General features: G+C 60.3%; 14 protein-coding genes. 8 read left to right on the forward strand and 6 right to left on the reverse strand.

Annotated elements, in window-relative coordinates; all coding sequences use genetic code 11:
• Positions 1–418: Na/Pi symporter (locus tag GOQ25_RS14340; protein WP_160351164.1), on the reverse strand; the 418-nt coding region annotated here is incomplete at its 3' end.
• A gap of 145 nt (positions 419–563) precedes the next feature.
• Here GOQ25_RS14340 and GOQ25_RS14345 point away from each other — a divergent pair.
• Positions 564–1,955: an L-serine ammonia-lyase gene (locus tag GOQ25_RS14345; protein WP_160351165.1), complete on the forward strand. Its 1,392-nt coding sequence runs from the start codon at positions 564–566 to the stop codon at positions 1,953–1,955.
• 79 nt (positions 1,956–2,034) lie between these two features.
• Here GOQ25_RS14345 and lpxO read toward each other — a convergent pair whose 3' ends face one another.
• Positions 2,035–2,934, reverse strand: a complete 900-nt coding sequence (gene lpxO, locus GOQ25_RS14350) for a lipid A hydroxylase LpxO (RefSeq protein ID WP_160351166.1) — start codon at positions 2,932–2,934, stop codon at positions 2,035–2,037.
• Between lpxO and GOQ25_RS14355 the strand changes: the two genes are divergently transcribed.
• The 6 genes from GOQ25_RS14355 (at position 2,933) to GOQ25_RS14380 (ending at position 12,036) form a co-directional block, all read left to right on the forward strand.
• Positions 2,933–4,456 carry an ankyrin repeat domain-containing protein gene (locus GOQ25_RS14355; protein ID WP_160351167.1) on the forward strand — a complete coding sequence of 508 codons (1,524 nt, stop codon included), beginning with the start codon at positions 2,933–2,935 and terminating at the stop codon, positions 4,454–4,456. The two genes, lpxO and GOQ25_RS14355, sit on opposite strands and share 2 nt — an antisense overlap.
• Positions 4,457–4,613: 157 nt before the next feature.
• Positions 4,614–8,105: a DNA polymerase III subunit alpha gene (gene dnaE, locus GOQ25_RS14360; RefSeq protein WP_160351168.1), complete on the forward strand. Its 3,492-nt coding sequence runs from the start codon at positions 4,614–4,616 to the stop codon at positions 8,103–8,105.
• Positions 8,105–9,205 carry a glycosyltransferase family 4 protein gene (locus GOQ25_RS14365; protein WP_160351169.1) on the forward strand — a complete coding sequence of 367 codons (1,101 nt, stop codon included), beginning with the start codon at positions 8,105–8,107 and terminating at the stop codon, positions 9,203–9,205. Before dnaE ends, GOQ25_RS14365 begins: the two co-directional genes overlap by 1 nt.
• Positions 9,206–9,253: 48 nt before the next feature.
• Positions 9,254–10,105 carry a polysaccharide deacetylase family protein gene (locus GOQ25_RS14370; RefSeq protein ID WP_160351170.1) on the forward strand — a complete coding sequence of 284 codons (852 nt, stop codon included), beginning with the start codon at positions 9,254–9,256 and terminating at the stop codon, positions 10,103–10,105.
• Positions 10,102–10,851 carry a glycosyltransferase family 2 protein gene (locus GOQ25_RS14375; protein ID WP_160351171.1) on the forward strand — a complete coding sequence of 250 codons (750 nt, stop codon included), beginning with the start codon at positions 10,102–10,104 and terminating at the stop codon, positions 10,849–10,851. The genes GOQ25_RS14370 and GOQ25_RS14375 overlap by 4 nt, the downstream gene beginning before the upstream one ends.
• A gap of 9 nt (positions 10,852–10,860) precedes the next feature.
• The gene (locus tag GOQ25_RS14380; RefSeq protein ID WP_160351172.1) at positions 10,861–12,036 is read left to right on the forward strand and encodes a glycosyltransferase; all 1,176 of its coding nucleotides are present in this window, start codon (positions 10,861–10,863) and stop codon (positions 12,034–12,036) included.
• A 54-nt stretch (positions 12,037–12,090) separates the two neighbouring features.
• Here GOQ25_RS14380 and GOQ25_RS19570 read toward each other — a convergent pair whose 3' ends face one another.
• Genes GOQ25_RS19570 through GOQ25_RS14390 form a run of 3 tightly spaced genes read right to left on the reverse strand, consistent with a single transcriptional unit; the run spans position 12,091 to position 14,045 of the window.
• Positions 12,091–12,360, reverse strand: coding sequence for a YkgJ family cysteine cluster protein (locus GOQ25_RS19570; RefSeq protein WP_236844588.1), 270 nt, complete (start codon positions 12,358–12,360; stop codon positions 12,091–12,093).
• Between the two features lie 2 nt (positions 12,361–12,362).
• Positions 12,363–13,127: a YdcF family protein gene (locus tag GOQ25_RS14385; protein ID WP_160351173.1), complete on the reverse strand. Its 765-nt coding sequence runs from the start codon at positions 13,125–13,127 to the stop codon at positions 12,363–12,365.
• 21 nt (positions 13,128–13,148) lie between these two features.
• Positions 13,149–14,045 (reverse strand): glycosyltransferase family 9 protein, encoded by an 897-nt coding sequence (locus GOQ25_RS14390; RefSeq protein WP_160351176.1) that lies wholly within the window; start codon positions 14,043–14,045, stop codon positions 13,149–13,151.
• A gap of 133 nt (positions 14,046–14,178) precedes the next feature.
• Here GOQ25_RS14390 and msbA point away from each other — a divergent pair, with 133 nt between their 5' ends.
• On the forward strand, positions 14,179–15,954 hold the full coding sequence (gene msbA / locus GOQ25_RS14395) for a lipid A export permease/ATP-binding protein MsbA (RefSeq protein WP_160351174.1): 1,776 nt from the start codon (positions 14,179–14,181) through the stop codon (positions 15,952–15,954).
• A 190-nt stretch (positions 15,955–16,144) separates the two neighbouring features.
• On the opposite strand, the gene rng is transcribed toward msbA, so the two are convergent.
• Positions 16,145–17,608, reverse strand: a complete 1,464-nt coding sequence (gene rng / locus GOQ25_RS14400) for a ribonuclease G (protein ID WP_160351175.1) — start codon at positions 17,606–17,608, stop codon at positions 16,145–16,147.
• Between the last annotated feature and the right edge of the window lie 647 nt (positions 17,609–18,255).

Genomic DNA, 18,255 nt, shown 5'->3' on the forward strand with positions numbered 1-18,255 from the left:
ACCCAATGAACACCCGCCCCAGATCCCGCGCGCGTCCGGCCGGATAATGACGGAACATCCACACACCAACCAGAATCAATATCGGTCCGAGCTGCGTCAGGTCGAAAGAAAGCACCTGCACGATCAGGGTCGTGCCGACGTTTGCGCCCAGCATGGCCGCCAAAGCAGGCGCCAACCCGACCAGACCGCCAGCGGCGAAACCCGTGATCATCAGACCGGTCGCTGTACTGCTCTGTAAGGCTGCCGTGATGCCCAGACCTGTGGTGAATGCACGCAGCCGCGTCCCTAACGCTCGACCTAGCGCCGCGCCCAGCGCCGCGCCAAACGCGCGCTGCACGCCCGACTGCACCATGTGTACGCCCCATAACAACAGCGCGACATAGCCTGCGAAATCGAGTAGGGCAATGAGTCCCGACATAATTAACCTAAAAATTCCATGAAACCGAGGGCCGGGGTGTTCCTAGCCTATACGTCACCCGAATCATCGCACGACGCGGGATTTGGCGGGTGTCTTTCGCCGCCGCACTGGGTATGATAGGCAACTTGTTACTTCGAGGTGTGTCGTGGCGGTATCGACGTTTGATCTTTTCAAAATCGGCATTGGGCCGTCCAGTTCACATACAGTCGGGCCCATGCGCGCCGCATTGCTCTTTGCACAGGGGCTCGAGCGTGACGGTCTCCTGGCGCGTACCGCCACGGTTCGTGCCGAGCTCTATGGCTCGTTGGGGGCTACGGGTAAGGGTCACGGCACCGACAAAGGCGTCATGCTGGGACTGATGGGGCAGGCGCCAGACACGGTGGATCCTTCAGCCATCGCGGGCATGTTGCAAGCGGTACGCGCGAGCAAGTCGCTCTCTGTGCTGGGCCGGCACCCGGTCCCGTTTATCGAGAAGGACCATATCCTCTTTTATCGCCGGGAGGCCTTGCCCGAGCATCCGAACGGCATGATCTTCCATGCCCTCGATCGCGATGGGCAGTCACTACGGCAATCCCGCTATCTGTCAGTGGGCGGCGGATTCGTCGTCACTGCCGGTGCCCCTAACAGCCAAGTCATCGCGGCGCACGATAAGCTTCCCTTTCCCTTCCGTTCCAGTCGCGAGCTGCTCGCGATGTGTGAGGCAGAATCCTGCACGGTTGCTCAGCTGATGATGCGTAATGAGCTGGTGTGGCGCACCGAGGCCGAGGTGCATCGCGAACTCGATCGCATCTGGCAGGTGATGCAGGACTGCGTGAGCCGCGGCTGTGGCATTAACCATCCCGAGGCCGATGGCGATCTGCCTGGTTCACTTCGGGTGCGCCGCCGTGCGCCCGAGCTTTACCGCAGTCTGACGCTACGCGCTGAACGTACGCTTGCCGACCCTTTGTCGGTGATGGACTGGGTCAACCTCTACGCTATGGCGGTCAATGAAGAAAATGCAGCGGGCGGTCGCGTCGTCACCGCGCCGACCAATGGCGCCGCCGGCATCATCCCGGCGGTCATGCATTACTACGACCGCTTCGTGCCCGGGGCCAACATTCACGGTATTCGCGATTTCCTGCTGACCGCGGCGGCCATCGGGCTGCTTTATAAATACAACGCTTCGATTTCCGGCGCCGAGGTTGGCTGCCAGGGCGAAGTCGGCGTGGCGTGCTCCATGGCGGCCGGCGCGCTCGCCGCGGTGTTGGGCGGAACCGTGCAGCAAGTCGAGAACGCCGCCGAAATCGGCATGGAACATAATCTGGGCCTGACCTGCGACCCGGTCGGCGGCCTCGTGCAGATTCCCTGTATTGAGCGCAACGCCATGGCTTCCGTCAAAGCGGTTAACGCGGCGCGCATGGCACTACGAGGCAATGGTCAGCACTACGTTTCGCTGGATTCCGTCATCAAGACCATGCGCGAAACCGGCGCCGACATGAAAACCAAATACAAGGAAACCGCGCGGGGTGGGTTGGCGGTCAATATCGTGGAATGCTAAAACGCTGGCCGTGGCCACGGGCGAGGCGATGACCACTGCATAGACCACAGCAAAGGCCTCGCCGCCCGTCTTTCCCCGGTCACATCGCGAGAAACGCCGCCACCACCAGGACGATCAACGCGATCTTGGTGATCTTATATACCGTACGATTCCACGCCTTGAACTGCTTGCGCTTTTGATCCAGCGCCCAGTGCGCGTGGGTCAGCTTATTGATGGCGCCTGTTTGGTCCTTCGCGTCATTCGGCGAGCTCGCGGCAGACATCACGACGCGGCCAAACCAGCGGTTGAACGCCTCGGCCCAGCGCCATTTCAGCGGACGCTCCACATCGCAAAACAGGATGATGCGATTGGCTTCCGACTGGTTATGGGCCTCATGCACATAGGTCTCGTCAAACACCACGCTTTCGCCATCCCGCCAGCTATACGTTTCGCCGTCCACAATGATGTGGCAACGGTCGTCGTTGGGCGTGGCCAAACCCAAGTGATAGCGCAATGAACCGGCAAACGGATCCCGATGCTTGTTCAGTTTGCCCCCCGGTGGCAGCTCGGCAAACATGGCTGCTTTAACCTTGGGCAAGCTTTTTAAAATGGCGACAGTGCGCGGGCATAGCTCTTCGGCCGAGGGATGCCGGGCGTCATACCATTTCAAATAAAAACGCTTCCAGCCGTATTTGAAAAACGAGTTGAAGCCGATGTCATCGTGCTTCTCCGCCGCCTTGATCCGGCGCAGCTCCGCCATTTTCAGGGCCTCGTCGCGGATGACCTCCCAATTGTCATCCAGCACCTTCAGTTCCGGAATTTCGCGCGTAGGCAAATAGGGTGTGGTCGGCACCCGCGAGCACAGCACCATAAACGCATTGACCGGCGCGAGCAGCACGGACTGGTCCAGCAATTGCCGCGACAGGCGCAGGCGTACGCGGCCTCTGAAATGCGCGAACAGGATGGCGGCCAGCCAGATTCCGGGGATCAGCCATTTCATGATGCAAAGCTCCAGCGAGCCAGAAATAGAAAATAGGACATTTTCTCATAGCTGGCTGTTTGGCGCCGGCGGCGGGCGGGAAGGCGCCAGTTGCCTGGAACTACGGGGGGGTGAATGTCACTCAGGATGCGTGGCACGGTGTCGACCGACTAACCAACCCCAACCAACCCCAACCAACCCCAACCAACCAGGAGAATTCATGGGTGTTTCTATCAAACCCGCCTTTTCGCACGATTATTTGTCTCGCGTGCTGCCGCAGCCGAATGGACCGAAGATGTCCGGTTTGCAGGCCGAAATGCCTCTCGGCTTGCAGGCCGAAACGTATCCCGGCGTGCAGTCCAAAATGAATCCCGCCGCGCAGGCTGCGGCATATCCTGCCGTGACCGGCGCCGATCTATTTGATGCGATCTTCAAGGAAGACAACGAGTTGATCGCAGGCTGGCTAAAAAATAACCAGATTAAGAAAGACGCACTTTGCGCAACGGACACACAAGGCAGAACACTGCCAGTCTATCTGACCAGCGTAACCAAAATGTCCCTCAGTAAAGAGGTTCGGGTGGCGCTGATTAATATGGTGCCGCAGGAACTTATTGATCAACCGGACGTAAAACAACGCACACCGTTGCTGCTGTCTGTCTCGCTTACCTCGCAGCCCGAGCTGACCGACGCGTTGCTGCGCAGGGGCGCCAACCCTAACGCTAGGGATGCAAATGAGAAGTCCGTACTGATGTATTGCGCGGAGAATCCACTCGCGGAGGATCAAGTACGTTACCTGTGCCGCCACGGTGTGCACTTGAATGCCAAGGATGCTGAAGGACGCACCGCCTTGCATTACGCCGTGATGAACGGCACCTGCCCTATCGTGCCCGAACTCGTCGCCGCCGGGGCCGACAAGTACGCGCAGGACATCTACGGTAAGACACCGATGCAGATTGCCGAGGAGCAGGCCCGCGCTGATGACGACGACTATAGCGTTCTCCCGGTCTTGAAAAAATCGAGCACCGAGCTGTTGGCCGCTTTCGGCGCAATTTTTGGGGACGCCTTTCGCGCCGATCTGCTGAAGGCCTGCACGCTGTCCTGGGAGACGCTGTCGGAGATGGCCGAGTACGCGGGCAATGTTGTGCAAGCCTGGACGCCAGCGATCTTCGGCGAAAACACCATTCAAGAGCGCGTTATTCAAGCCGAAAACGCGAAAGCAGAGGCCGAGGCGGCGAGCCAGCCCGAGGAACCTGTCGAGGAAATTTTTGCCGACGAGACGGTTGTCCCTGCGCAGACCACCGTGGAAAGTCGCCTGGACGAGATCGTCGACGAAGTCACCATCGATCAGGGTATCGCCCAAGCTCGCATCGAAGACGTGCTTGAGGACGTGGCCGACATCGTGGCTCAAACGCTTGCTTCACAAGCCTCTCCCGTGCCGACCGTCGTGACCAAGAGCGCGCAAGAGACGGCCGCAACCGCGACCAGCGCTGAGCCAGCCGAAGAACCGTTCGACCTCAAATCGTGGATCCAGATGGTGCGCTGATAAGCTTATAGGCGCGAGCTAGGCATACTGAGCGCGCACGGAGATATCGCAACACGTCGCGAACGTATCGCGTCTTCCCTTCCCGCCCTCGCAGACATCGCCCAGGGCCGCTACACAGCTGCCGCCCCGACCCTGCCCGACTAGGTACAATTCTGGGATGTCTGAAGCCGTCATCCCCAAGCCTGCCTTTGTTCATCTGCGCGTCCACTCCGAGTTCTCGGTGGTGGACGGCATTGTGCGTATCCCTGACCTGATCAAGCGTGTTGCTCAGTTTGGTCAACCCGCTGTCGCACTCACGGATCTGTCCAATATTTTTGGCCTGATCAAGTTTTACAAAGGCGCGCGCGGCAAGGGCGTCAAGCCCATCGCGGGCTGCGACGTCTGGCTGACGAATGACGAGGATCCCGACAAGCCGTTTCGCCTGCTGCTGCTGGTTCGCAACCACCAGGGTTACCTTAACCTCTGTGAACTGCTGACTCAGTCGTTTTTGACGAATCAGGGACGTGGCCGCGCCGAGATCCGCCGCGAATGGCTCAATGGCCGTGAAGGCCTGATCGTGCTGTCGGGCGGCCGCGCGGGCGATATTGGGCATGCTTTGGACGCTGGCAATGCCGTGACAGCTCTTTCGCTGGCACGGCAGTGGGGACAGATGTTCCCCGGATCGTTTTATATCGAGCTGCAACGCAGCGGCGCCGATGGCGACGAAGCCTACACGCAGGCTGCCATGCGCCTGGCGGCGGAGGCTGGCTTGCCGGTCGTCGCCACGCACCCCGTGCAGTTTCTCGATGCGACAGAATTCCAGGCTCACGAGGCGCGGGTGTGTATCGCCCAAGGCGAAATTTTGGCCGACCCGCGCCGGGTGCGCCGGTTCACCAAAGAACAATACCTGCTTAGCTCCGAGGAAATGGCGCGCCGGTTTGCCGACGTGCCTTCCGCGATCGAAAACACGGTAGAAATCGCCAAGCGCTGCAATCTGACCTTGGTGTTGGGCAAACCACGCTTGCCCAATTTCCCCACGCCGGACGGCGTTTCCTTGGACGATTATCTCGTTCAACTCTCCGAAGAGGGCTTGGAAAAGCGTCTCGCGTTTTTGTTCCCCGACCCGGAAGTCCGCGCGTCCAAGCGGGATCAATACTACGAACGCCTGCGTTGGGAATGCAAAACCATCATCCAAATGGGCTTTCCCGGCTACTTCCTGATCGTTCAGGACTTTATCAACTGGGGTAAGCAAAACGGCGTGCCGGTAGGCCCCGGCCGGGGTTCCGGCGCGGGCTCGCTGGTGGCCTACGCGCTGGGCATTACCGACCTCGATCCTATTCGTTACGACTTGCTGTTCGAGCGCTTCCTGAACCCGGAACGCGTTTCGATGCCCGACTTCGATATCGACTTTTGTCAGGACAATCGCGAACGCGTCATCGACTACGTAAAGATGAAATACGGTCGCGATGCGGTGAGCCAGATCGCGACCTTCGGTACGCTGGGCGCCAAGGCGGTGGTGCGCGATGCCGGCCGGGTGCTGGACATGCCCTATCTGTTCTGCGACGGTTTATCCAAGCTCATTCCCTTCAACCCGGCTGACCCGTGGTCGCTGGACCGTACTTTGAAGGACGAACCGGCGTTCAAGGAGCGCTACGAGCAGGAAGAAGAAGTCCGCGCGCTGGTCGATCTGGCCCGTCCGCTGGAGGGTCTGACGCGCAACATCGGCATGCACGCCGGCGGCGTTCTCATCGCCCCGGGCAAGCTCACCGATTTCTGCCCACTGTATTGCCAGCCGGGCCAAGAAAACAGCGCCGTCTCCCAGTTCGACAAAGACGACGTCGAGGCAGCCGGCCTGGTCAAGTTTGACTTTCTAGGCTTGCGCAACCTGACCATTCTGGATTGGGCAGTGCGTTACGTGCGCCAGTTCAATCCCACCAAGCGCGATTTCGACATCATGGCGCTGGAGCTGGACGACCCGGCCGCCTACAAAATCCTCTGCGATGCCAACACGACCGCCGTATTCCAGCTGGAATCGCGCGGCATGAAGGAGCTGCTGAAAAAGCTCAAGCCCAGCAACTTCGAAGACATCATCGCTATGCTGGCCTTGTACCGTCCCGGCCCGCTCGAATCCGGCATGGTGGACGACTTCGTCAACCGCAAGCACGGCCGTGCTGCGGTGGACTATTTCCATCCCGATCTGGAAGGCACACTCAAAAGCACCTACGGCGTCATCGTCTACCAAGAGCAGGTGATGCTGATTTCGCAGATCATCGGGGGCTACTCGCTCGGCGGCGCCGACCTGCTGCGCCGCGCCATGGGCAAGAAAAAGCCCGAGGAAATGGCCAAGCACCGCGAGCTCTTCGAAAAGGGTGCGAAGGAAAAAGGCCACGACCCCGATCTTGCCATCAAGCTCTTTGACTTGATGGAAAAATTCGCCGGTTACGGCTTTAACAAATCGCACTCGGCTGCCTATGCGCTGATCGCCTATCAAACCGCCTGGCTCAAAGCCTATCACCCGACCGAGTTCCTGGCCGCCACCATGTCCTCCGACATGGACGACACCGACAAGGTACAGGTGTTCTGCCGCGACGCGCAGGACAATGGTGTGGTCGTCTTGCCGCCGGACGTCAATGCATCGGGCTACCGTTTCGCGCCGGTCGAGGACGAATACACCGCCCAGGGCAAGCCGCCGCGCACCATGCGTTACGGCTTGGGGGCCGTCAAGGGCACCGGCCAGGGCGCTGTCGAGGAGATTCTGCGCTCGCGCGAAGCCGACGGTCCTTTTACCAACCTGTTCGATTTCTGCCGGCGCGTGAATAAACACGCGGTCAACCGTCGCACAATCGAGGCCCTGATCCGGGCCGGCGCTTTTGATTCGATCGAGCCCAACCGTGCCGCCATGCTGGCCTCGGTCGGCACCGCCATGGAAGCCGCCGAGCAAGCCGCGCGCAGCGCCAATCAGGCTTCGCTATTCGGGGACGATAGCGGCGAAGTGGTGGCCGGCGAGCTCAGCAAGGTCGCGCCCTGGAATCTGCACACCAAGCTGACGGAAGAAAAGGCCGCTCTCGGCTACTACTTCAGCGGCCACCTCTTCGATCACTGGCGCGACGAAGTGCGCCGCATCGTGCCCATGCCCCTGGCGCGCATCGAACCGCAGCGCGATCTGCAATGGATGTGCGGTGTCCTCGCCGGCGTGCGCACCATGATGACCCGGCGCGGCAAAATGGTGTTTGCCGTATTGGACGATGGCACGGCCCAGCTCGAGATATCCGTCTTTAACGAACTCTACGAAAAACATCGTGCCCGTCTGCGCGAAGACCAGCTCATCATCGTCCAGGGTAAAGTCAGCAACGACGACTATTCCGGCGGCATGCGCATCGTCGCCGAACAACTCTATGACTTGCAGCTCGCGCGCGAGGCGCGCGCCAAGGCGCTGCGCATCAAGCTCAACGGTCAGGCTGACGCAAAGCGGCTTTACCAACTGCTTAATCCGTTCCGTGCCGAACCCGAAAATGGCATTCCGGGCGTACCCGTCGATATCGTCTACGCGCGCGATCATTACCAATGCACCGTGCGGCTGGGCGAAGACTGGCGCGTACGCATGGCCGATACGCTGCTGGAAAATCTGGCATCCTGGGCGAACCCCGATGGGGTAGAGGTGACTTACTGATGGAACCGTTACGTATTCTTCATACCGAAGCGGCTGTCGCCTTCGGCGGCCAGGAACATCGCATCTTCAAAGAGATGCACGCCATGCGCGCACGCGGCCATCACGTCGAAGCCCTATGCCAGCCGCAGGCGCAACTGGTGCCGCGCCTGCGCGAAGCCGGCTTTACGGTCCACACCGTGCCCATGGGCGGATTGGTGCGATACCTCAGAGGTGTCGTCACGGTCCGGCGTATCCTTGTGGAAGGCCGCTACGATGTGGTCAACACGCATAGCCGCATCGACACCTTGATCGCGGGCACCGCCGGGCGCTTGGCCGGCACACCGCTCATCGTTCGTACCCGTCATTTGGCCAGCAAGGTCGGTTCGTTGCTCTCATACACCTGGCTGCCGCATCGCGTCACCACCGTTAGCGAATACGTTCGACAGTATCTGATCAGCCGTGGCGTGCCCGCTGAACATACCGCCACCTTGTATTCCCCGGTGGTTCTGCCTCCGCCTGTTGAGCATTCGACCTTGCGCGGCGAACTTGGGCTGTCCGAAGACGACATCGTGGTCGGTTGCGTCGCGGTCATGCGCGCCGCCAAGGGCCATAAAAACCTGATCGATGCCATCCGTCCGCTGATGGCCACGCGCCCTAATCTGCACATGGTCTTCGTCGGTTCGGGTTCGCCCACGTTCGAAAACACCCAGGCCTATATTCAACAGCTAGGTCTGCAACAGCGCATCCATCTGATGGGCACGCGCCGCGACGTGCCGAATCTGCTGGCCGGATTCGATCTGTTCGCACTGGCGACCGAGCAGGAGGCCTCCGGTACCGTTTTCGTCGAGGCCGAAGCCGCCGGGTTGCCCGTCATCGGCACCGACGTCGGAGGCGTGTCCGAAATGATGCGCGATGGCGAAACCGGCATCCTCGTGCCCTTGCACGACCAGCGCGCCTTGCGTGGCGCCTTGGAACGTCTGATCGACGACCCCGACTTGCGCCATCGGATGGGTGAGGCCGGCCGTCGTATGGTTTGGGAAGAGGGCGTATTCTCGCCGGCACGCCTGGCCGAAAACACCGAGGCCGTGTATCGCAAGTGGCTGGCCGAGCGCCGCGGCTGATCGAGGCCGAGTCACCAATCCAGCCAGCTCCTCACACCACCGACCATCATGTCCAACGCACCGAATATCCCGGTACTGATGTACCACCATGTCAGCCCCTGCGGGGGCATGATCGCTGTCACACCCGAGGTGTTCGAGCAGCAGATTGCCGGCCTCGCCCGCGCCGGATATACCGCCTTGGGCACTGAACAGTTCGCGCAGTATTTGGCGGGTGGCTCCGTGCCGGAAAAGTCCGTCCTCATCACCTTCGATGATGGTTATCTGAACAACTGGACCTACGCCCATCCGATCCTGCAGCGCTATGGCATGAAGGCCATCCTGTTTCTGATTACCGGCTGGGCAGGCGAGGGCGAAGTGCGTCCCCATGCAGGGCAGGGCAAACCGGTGCCGCGCTCACCCGACCATCATGAAAGCAAACGGCTCGTCGCCGAGGGGCGCACCGACGAAGTCATGTTGCGCTGGAGCGAGGTGCGCGCCATGATCGAGGCCGGCACTTTCGAAGTGCATTCCCATACCCATACCCATACGCGCTGGGACAAGGAATGCGGACCCGATGTGGCCGCCAAGCGCTCCCACATCGCCAAAGAACTGGCCGATTCTCGCGCCGCGCTGGTGCGCGAGCTCGGCGGCGTGAGCGACCATCTGTGCTGGCCGCAGGGTTATTTCGACGCGGATTACGTCGAGGCCGCGCGCGAGGCCGGTTTCAAATACCTCTACACCACCGATGCGCTGGGACAGAACCTGCCCGGCACCGACCCCGAGCATATCTACCGTTTCGCCGTCCGTAATTTGGGCGGCTCGTGGTTGAACCGACGTATCTGGATGTCGCGCCATCCCGTGATCGGGCCGCGCTACCACGCGTGGAAAGCGTGGAAGAGACGCATAAGGAACCGCGCATGAAACTCTCGGTCATCATCATCACCAAGAACGAGGCCCGCCACATTGTGGGATGCCTGGAATCGGTGGCCTTTGCCGATGAATTCATCGTGGTCGACTCCGGCAGTACTGACAATACCGTGGCGCTGGCGCGCGACTTCGGCGCCACGGTGCTGGTGACCGACGACTGGCCCGGATTCGGGCCGCAGAAAAACCGCGCGCTCGATCTCGCGACCGGCGACTGGGTGTTATCGATCGATGCAGATGAACGCGTGACACCCGATCTGGCGCGAGAAATACAAGAAGTCCTGACGAATCCGCAGGCGGACGCCTACGAGATCGCGCGATTGTCGGATTTCTGTGGCCGTTTCATCCGGCATAGCGGCTGGTGGCCGGACCACGTGCTACGACTATTCAAACGCGGCACGGCGCGATTCACCGATGCGGCGGTTCACGAACGCGTCGTGCCTCAGGGGCAGGTTGTGCGCCTGAGCGGCTATTTCGAGCACTATCCCTACGACAATCTGGACGCGCTCATCAACAAGGTGAATCGTTACTCCTCCGACGCCGCCGCCATGATGTATGCCCGTGGCAAGCGTGCAACCATATTTTCGGCGCTCGGTCATGGATTCTGGACCTTTATCCGTATCTACCTGATCCGCCGAGGCTTTCTCGACGGGCGTCATGGGCTGGTACTGGCCGTCACCGCCGCCGCAGGCAGCTTCTTCCGTTATGCCAAGCTCAGCTTCATGTCTGACGCGGCCGAGTAAACCGATTCCGTGAAAATCCTCTACACCAATTTTCACCCGCGTAACGGCGGCGGTCACGCCACCTACGTCACCAGTTTGGCGCGCGCCTATGCCGGCGACCACGACATCAGCGTGGCCACGCCGGACACCAGCAGACTCTTTCGCTACGTCAGCGCCATACCCGGCGTGCGCGCCATCGGCATGCGCTTTTCCACGCGCCCGTCATCCTGGTTCGGCGAACGCGCGGCCTTGCGTCGCTTGATCGCCCAAGAGCGTTACGACATCATCCACGTCAATGGATCGGCTGACCACAAACAGGTGATGCTGGCCCTGATCGGGCTGCGCCATCGGCCACGCGTGGTGTTCACCAAACATAACGACCACCCGCTGCAGTCCTGGGGACACCGCTTGCGCGCGGCACTCGCGACGGATCACGTGATTGCGGTTAGCGACTATGTCCGAGATATGCTTCTCGCATCACCCTACCAGCGGTTGCCCATTACGACGATCCGGCATGGTATCGACACGGATTACTTCGCTCCACTTGCTGTAGCCGGCGATGAGGCGAGTGGGCGGTTGAATGCCTCAGCCGATTCATCCGTGTCTGCCAGCGAGCGCATTCGTGCTTTGAAAGACCAGTATTTCGGGCCGGGCTGGCAAGATTGCCTGCTGTTTGGCAGTGCGGGCGGCACCGACTATGACAAAGGCTGGCTCGACCTCGTCAGCGCGGCTGGCACCTTACCACCAGCACTACGCAGCCGTATCCGGATCCTGGTCGCAGGCGACCTGCCCAACGACGACAAGCGCGCCCGCGTAAAAGCCGCTGGCATGCAAGACCAAGTGGTTTTCCCCGGATTGTTGGACGATGTGCGCGACGCACTGGCCTGCTGCCACGTCGGGTTTGTGCTCTCTTACCGCGAGGCGCTTTCCTACGCCTGTCGAGAAGTCATGTCCCTCGGTCTGCCAGCGTTGGTCAGCAACGCCGGCGGCTTACCGGAAAACGTGACTGACGGCCATGATGGCTGGATCGTCCCCGTGCGGGATACGGCCGCGATCGCTGAGCGGCTGCGCTGGATGCTGCAGGACCCGGCGCGTGTCGCACAAATGGGCGCCGCCGCTCGCCGCACCGCGGTTGAGCAATTCGGGCTGGCGCGCTTTGCCGCCGCCACGCTTGAGGTCTACGGTCAAGCCTTGCGCGGAAACTAGCAGATCGGCTGTGACACTGGCGACGCGGAACTAACCCCCGACTTCACCAAGGCGCTAAGCCGGCGCCGTTTCCCGTTCCAATCGTGTCAGCCAGACCATCGCTTCTTCACGACTATGGCCGCACATTTCCAGCGACGGCTGCAGCCCCGAACAGCATGACGGCCTGTCGGGTTGCCCGAATATCCGGCACCGCTTGGCCTCATCCAATTGAACACAAGGCGTGCCCGCCGGCTTACCCCCAGGCATGCCCGGAATCGCGCTCGAAATCGATGGCGCGGTACAACAAGCCCCGCAATCAGGTCGGCATTCCACAACGCTGACCATCCTCACACCCAACCGCGCAGCCAATACACGAGCAGCCCGGCATATTCCTTGATGATGCTGCGGCTGGCTTCCAGCGTACGCATATGCGGCATCCACGGCGACACGGAGCCATCCGCCGGCAACACGATCTGCGGGGGCGTCGATGCAGGGATCGCCGGAATCCCCTGTTTAGCAAACGCCGCCATCGCGCGCGGCATGTGCAGCGCCGAGGTCACCAAAAGCACTTGCTTGACCCCGTGTTCCTTGAGCTCTTCCTCAGTCTGCGTCGCGTTCTCATAGGTAGTACGGCTGGCGTTTTCAAGCAGCAGCGCCGTATCCGGCACGCCTTGCTGCTTCAGTACATGGGCCATGCCGCGCGCTTCGCTGACATCGCCCTCCAGCGCCCCACCGGAAAGCACAATTTTTGGCGCACGACCCGCGCGGTAGAGGTTCAGTGCCGTATCCACACGCACGATGGCGGTGTCCTTGTCGTACGGCAGAAACCAGTTTGCCCGCCCGTTCGCGGTATTACCCCCTAACACCACAATAGCGTCAGCCGTAGGCAGCTCAGCTGCCGCCACATGCGGATATCGCGCCTCCAGCGATCCGCCCAGCCACAGCGAGGTGACGGGCAGGGACCAGGCCGCGACCCAAATTATCCCTGCCGCCGCCACCGCCGCGCCCGTCTTGCGTAGGCGAAACAGCCCCAACACAAGACCAACCACGAGAAGGGCAATGCAGAGATTTTGCGGAATGATCAGGTTTGCCAGGTAATTCGTTACAGTCATGGATTAATCCCGTCAGACGGGTCAAAGCAGGCGGCGGACTTCTTGTTCCACCTCGTTGGCAGCAGGCCAAGCGCCTTCGGCGCCCATACATATAGCGCGCGATGCCCAGGGCCCCGTGCGTTCCGGGTTCGTCACGCCGAATAACGTCAACTGGCGGGCCTCGGCGGCCGCTGCGACATGCGACACTCCCGAATCATTGCACACCACCAAAGCGGCGCGCCGGGTCAGCGCGGCAAACACCCCAAGCGACACGGATGGCAACAGTTGAGCCGTTGGAGCATTGCGCCGCGATTCCTCCACCTCGGACGGAGGAGGGCACATTACCACGGTATGCCCACTCGCTTGCAAGCCCCGCGTTAATGCGTCGAAATGTGGCCATACTTTGACCCGCCCCTTATGTAACCCCGTGGCGGTAGGCGCGATCAGTACAAATGGGGCGTCCGTTAAACCTGCCTGCCGCAACATGGTGTCGGCAGCTTCCTGATGCGCCTGCGTGATAGGCAAATCCAAGGTTTTGGGCGGATGCTCGGACCCTGCAGGCAATCCCCAAGCGGACAGCGCTTGCCGGGTCAGGTAGTACCACGACTCCACCGCATGCAGCCGCTGCGTCGGCTTCGACACTGGCCATCGCAGCAACAAGCTGCGCCCATCGTCCCGGTATCCCGCAGTCGGCACGCCGGCCAGCCGAAAAACCGCAGCGCTCGAGAGCGAATCAGGCAGCGTCAGCCCGTAGCATTGCTTGATGCCCGTCTTGCGTCGGTGCTCCCGCACCGCCCGGCTATCTTCGCGCCATTTCCCTCGCATCGGAATGAAATCCTGCATCGGAACGCCCGCCAACAGATCGCGCGCCCACGGCCGGGCGCACACCACCAGCTGCAGTCCCGTGGACCCCGCCAACGCCAGGCTCGGCAAGCTCATACAAACGTCACCCACCCAGTTAGGCAGGCGGACATACAGGCAGGCGGTGTTAGATGTGGACAAACTGCGGTTCCTCGGTCAACGCGGGTGAACGGTACAATCCCAAGCATAATTGTATTAAAGCGAGTCCTCCTTGAATTCTGCTTCACGTCACGCTCCTGCCGGATCACATCCCGTGAAGGCCGAGCTATGGAAACGCGTCTATAGCCGCGTCGGCTCCTACTGGAAAGGCCTGTTGCTGGCCATTCTGCTCATGGCGGGCGCCGCCGCCACGCAGCCCACGCTGGCCATTATCATGAAGCCCCTGCTCGACGACGGCTTCACCGGCACCCGTCCGTACTACGTCTGGGCCATTCCATTAGCCGTAATCGGTCTGATCTTTCTAAGAGGCGTTTGTAATTTCTTCAGCGACTACTTGCTGGCCTGGGTGGCCAACAACGTCCTGTTGGGAATGCGGCGCGACATGTTCGAGCGTTTGCTCGGTCTGCCCGACTCCGACTTTAAACGCGGCGACACCGGCAGGTTGCTCAACCGGTTCACCATCGACGCGGGCAACGTCACTGGCTATGCCACCGACGTGATCACGGTGCTGGTTCGCGAAACGCTGGTCGTTATCGCGCTGATTTGCGTCTTGCTCTACATGTCGTGGATGCTCACGCTGATCATTCTGGTCATGCTGCCCGTCTCGGTCCTGATCGCCCGCGTCTTTATCCGTCGCCTGCGCCGCATCAACCGCGAAACCGTCAACATGAACGCCGAGCTCACTCGCGTGGCGAGCGAGGGCATCAACGGTCAGCGCGTCATCAAGCTGTTCGACGGTTACGAAGCCGAGCGCGGCCGTTTCGCTTTCGTTAATGCCCGCCTGCGTCGTTTTGCCATGCGCACCGCCACGGCGGACGCCGCCATGACGCCGTTGACCCAGGTCTGTATCTCGATTTCCGTGGGGGCGATCATCGCCGTGGCCCTCAGCCAGGCCAATAACGGCACGCTGACCGTCGGCAGCTTTGCGTCCTTCATGGCCGCACTCGCCCAAATCTTCGATCCGATCAAACGCTTGACCAACCTCGCCGGCAAAATGCAGAAAATGCTGGTCTCCGCCGAGAGCGTGTTCACCCTGATCGATCAGGAACCCGAAGCTGATACTGGTAAACGCACTCTACCCGAGCCAGTCCGTGGCCGGGTGGAGTTCCGTGACGTCACGCACCGATTCCCCGATGCGCAGCGCGATACCCTGCACGATGTGTCATTCCGGATAGAGCCTGGACAGACCGTCGCCTTAGTCGGGCGTTCGGGCAGTGGCAAGACGACGCTCGCCAATATGCTGCCGCGCTTCGTGCTTCCCGACACCGGCTCAATTCTCATCGACGATGTGCCGATCAATGATCTGACGCTGCGCAGCCTGCGTTCGCACTTATCCTTGGTCAGCCAGGACGTCGTTCTGTTTGACGACACGATTGCGGCCAACGTGGGCTACGGTGTTCTGGGCGAGGCGAGCGATCAGCAGATACGCGACGCCCTGGAAGCCGCCAATCTGCTCGAATTCGTAGAGCGCCTGCCTCAGGGTATCCACACCCCCGTGGGCGAAAACGCCGCGCGCCTGTCGGGTGGCCAGCGCCAGCGACTGGCCATTGCACGTGCCCTGATCAAGAACGCGCCCATCCTCATCCTGGACGAAGCCACCTCCGCCCTGGATAACGAATCCGAGCGCCAAGTCCAAGCGTCACTCGAACGCTTGATGAAGGGCCGCAGCACCCTGGTCATCGCCCACCGTCTCTCGACGGTGCAAAACGCTGACCGCATCATCGTGCTCGACGAAGGCCGCATCGTAGAGCAGGGTGCCCACGCCGAACTGCTTGCCATCAACGGGCTTTACGCTTCGCTCTATAACATGCAGTTCCGCGAAGACTGATCTCGTTTCGAAGAGCGGTAAATCAAGCGCCAGCGACGTTCCACTCGCTGGCGTTTTTTATTTTTGCGCCTATTTACCTGTGGAGGCGCTTTTTCGTTCGGGTAGACCGGCGGGATGCCTACGCCTGTCCCGCGCACACATCGCTGGCTCTCTGTTCAGCGTCAGAGAAAAGGCGAGCAGCCTGCGACACTCAAACTAATATGATGTCGTACTGCTCCTGCGAATACGCCGTCTCCACTTCCAGCGAAACCGGCTTGCCGACAAAATCACCCAGCATCGCGAGGTGCTGACTCTCTTCCTCCAGTAGCAGGTCCACCACCTGCTGCGAGGCCAGTATGCGGAACTCACGGGGGTTGAACTGACGCGCCTCGCGCAAAATTTCCCGCAGAATTTCATAGCACACCGTGCGCGCCGTACGCACATGGCCGCGCGATTCACACGTCGGACAAGGTTCGCATAGCTGATGCGCTAAAGAATCCCGGGTACGTTTACGCGTCATTTCCACCAGGCCCAGCTGCGTAAAGCCATTCACCGTCATTCGGGTGCGGTCACGAGACAACGCTTTTTTCAGTTCGGCCAGCACCGTATCGCGGTGCTCCTGGTCTTCCATATCGATAAAGTCCAGGATCACAATCCCACCTAGATTGCGCAACCGCAGCTGACGGGCAATCGCCTGTGCCGCTTCCAGATTGGTTTTAAAGATCGTATCGTCGAAATTCCTGCCGCCGACAAAGCCGCCCGTATTTACGTCTACCGTCGTCAGTGCCTCGGTCTGGTCGATGATCAAATAGCCACCCGACTTCAAATCGACACGCCGCGAGAGCGCCCGCGCGATCTCGGCATCCACGTTCGCCATGTCAAACAGCGGCCGCTCACCGCTATAGTGCTGAATCCGATCCGCCACCGACGGCGTATAGAGCTGCGCCCATTCCTTCAGCGCCGAGGTTGTACTGCGGGAATCCACCAGAATGCGATTTGTCTGCGGGCCCACCATGTCGCGCAGTACGCGCTGCTCCAGCGTCAGGTCCCGATGTAGCAGGGCAGGGGCAGGCTGCGTACGCGCCGCCGCCTGTACCGAGCTCCAAAGTTTGCGCAAATAGTCCAGGTCCGCGCTCAGCTCAGCATCGGTTGCGCCCTCCGCCTGCGTGCGCACAATCAACCCACCTTTTTCTTCCTCGGGGATCAGCGCCTGCAGCCGTTCGCGCAACTGATTGCGTTCTGCCTCGGAATCGATCTTCTGCGAAATGCCGATATGCGGATCATGCGGCAGATACACCAGCATGCGCCCGGCGATACTGATTTGCGTGGAAAGCCGTGCCCCCTTGGTGCCCAGCGGATCCTTGATCACCTGCACCATCAAGGTCTGCCCTTCGAAAAGCAGCTTTTCGATTGGCGTGGGTGTCAGCCCCTGGCTACGCTCGCTACGGTTCTCTCTCAGATCCGCAATATGGATAAACGCCGCGCGCTCCAGGCCAATGTCAACAAAGGCACTCTGCATCCCCGGCAACACCCGGACGACCCGCCCAAGATAAATATTCCCGACATGGCCCCGCTGGATACTGCGCTCTACATGGAGCTCCTGAACTGCGCCTTGTTCGACCAGGGCAACACGCGTTTCGAAAGGCGTGACGTTGATGAGAATATCTTCTGTCATGGACTCAGCAGGTAACGTGGAAGCAGTTGGAATAGTAAACGGTGGCGGAACGGCCGTCCCTGATAGATACGTATCTATATATACATATATAGCGAACGTACGCATATTGCGCTGATGTCTACACAGCATAGAGCTGGCGCAGCGAGATTAAAGGCGCCGTGTTGGCGTAGCGCTGCGAGCCATGAACGGCCGATCCCGCGTCTTACGCACCCAGCAGAAGAAATATTGAAGTTTTTCGTCCGATTTGCCACAGCCCTCAAAATTCGTGTATAGTCTCGTTCCTTCGCTGCTCGAACACGAATTTACAGGTTCAGGCGGTGGGGCCGAAGTGATAACGCAGTAAATTCCGCGACGATGGTTATTAGAGATCTAGTTGCATCGAATTTAAAAAGTGTGTTAATATTTCGGGCTCGGCAGTTGGTGAGAATTCAGGGTTTACCCGGATACGAACTAACAAAGCGATTTGGGGTTTTCCCGAATATGTGCTAAAATGTCGAGATGCCGGAAACGGCGATTGTGAAGTTCAAGTCGAAGTGTTCTGCAAAATGCGAAACAAAACGACTTGACAGCTTGAAAAAAAGCCTTCATAATCTCGTTTCTCTGCTGCTAACACAGCGAGGCAAGCAGTAAACGCAGTACCTGCTCTT

The sequence above is a fragment of the Bordetella sp. 15P40C-2 genome (assembly GCF_009763235.1).
Taxonomy (GTDB): Bacteria; Pseudomonadota; Gammaproteobacteria; order Burkholderiales; family Burkholderiaceae_B; genus Bordetella_A.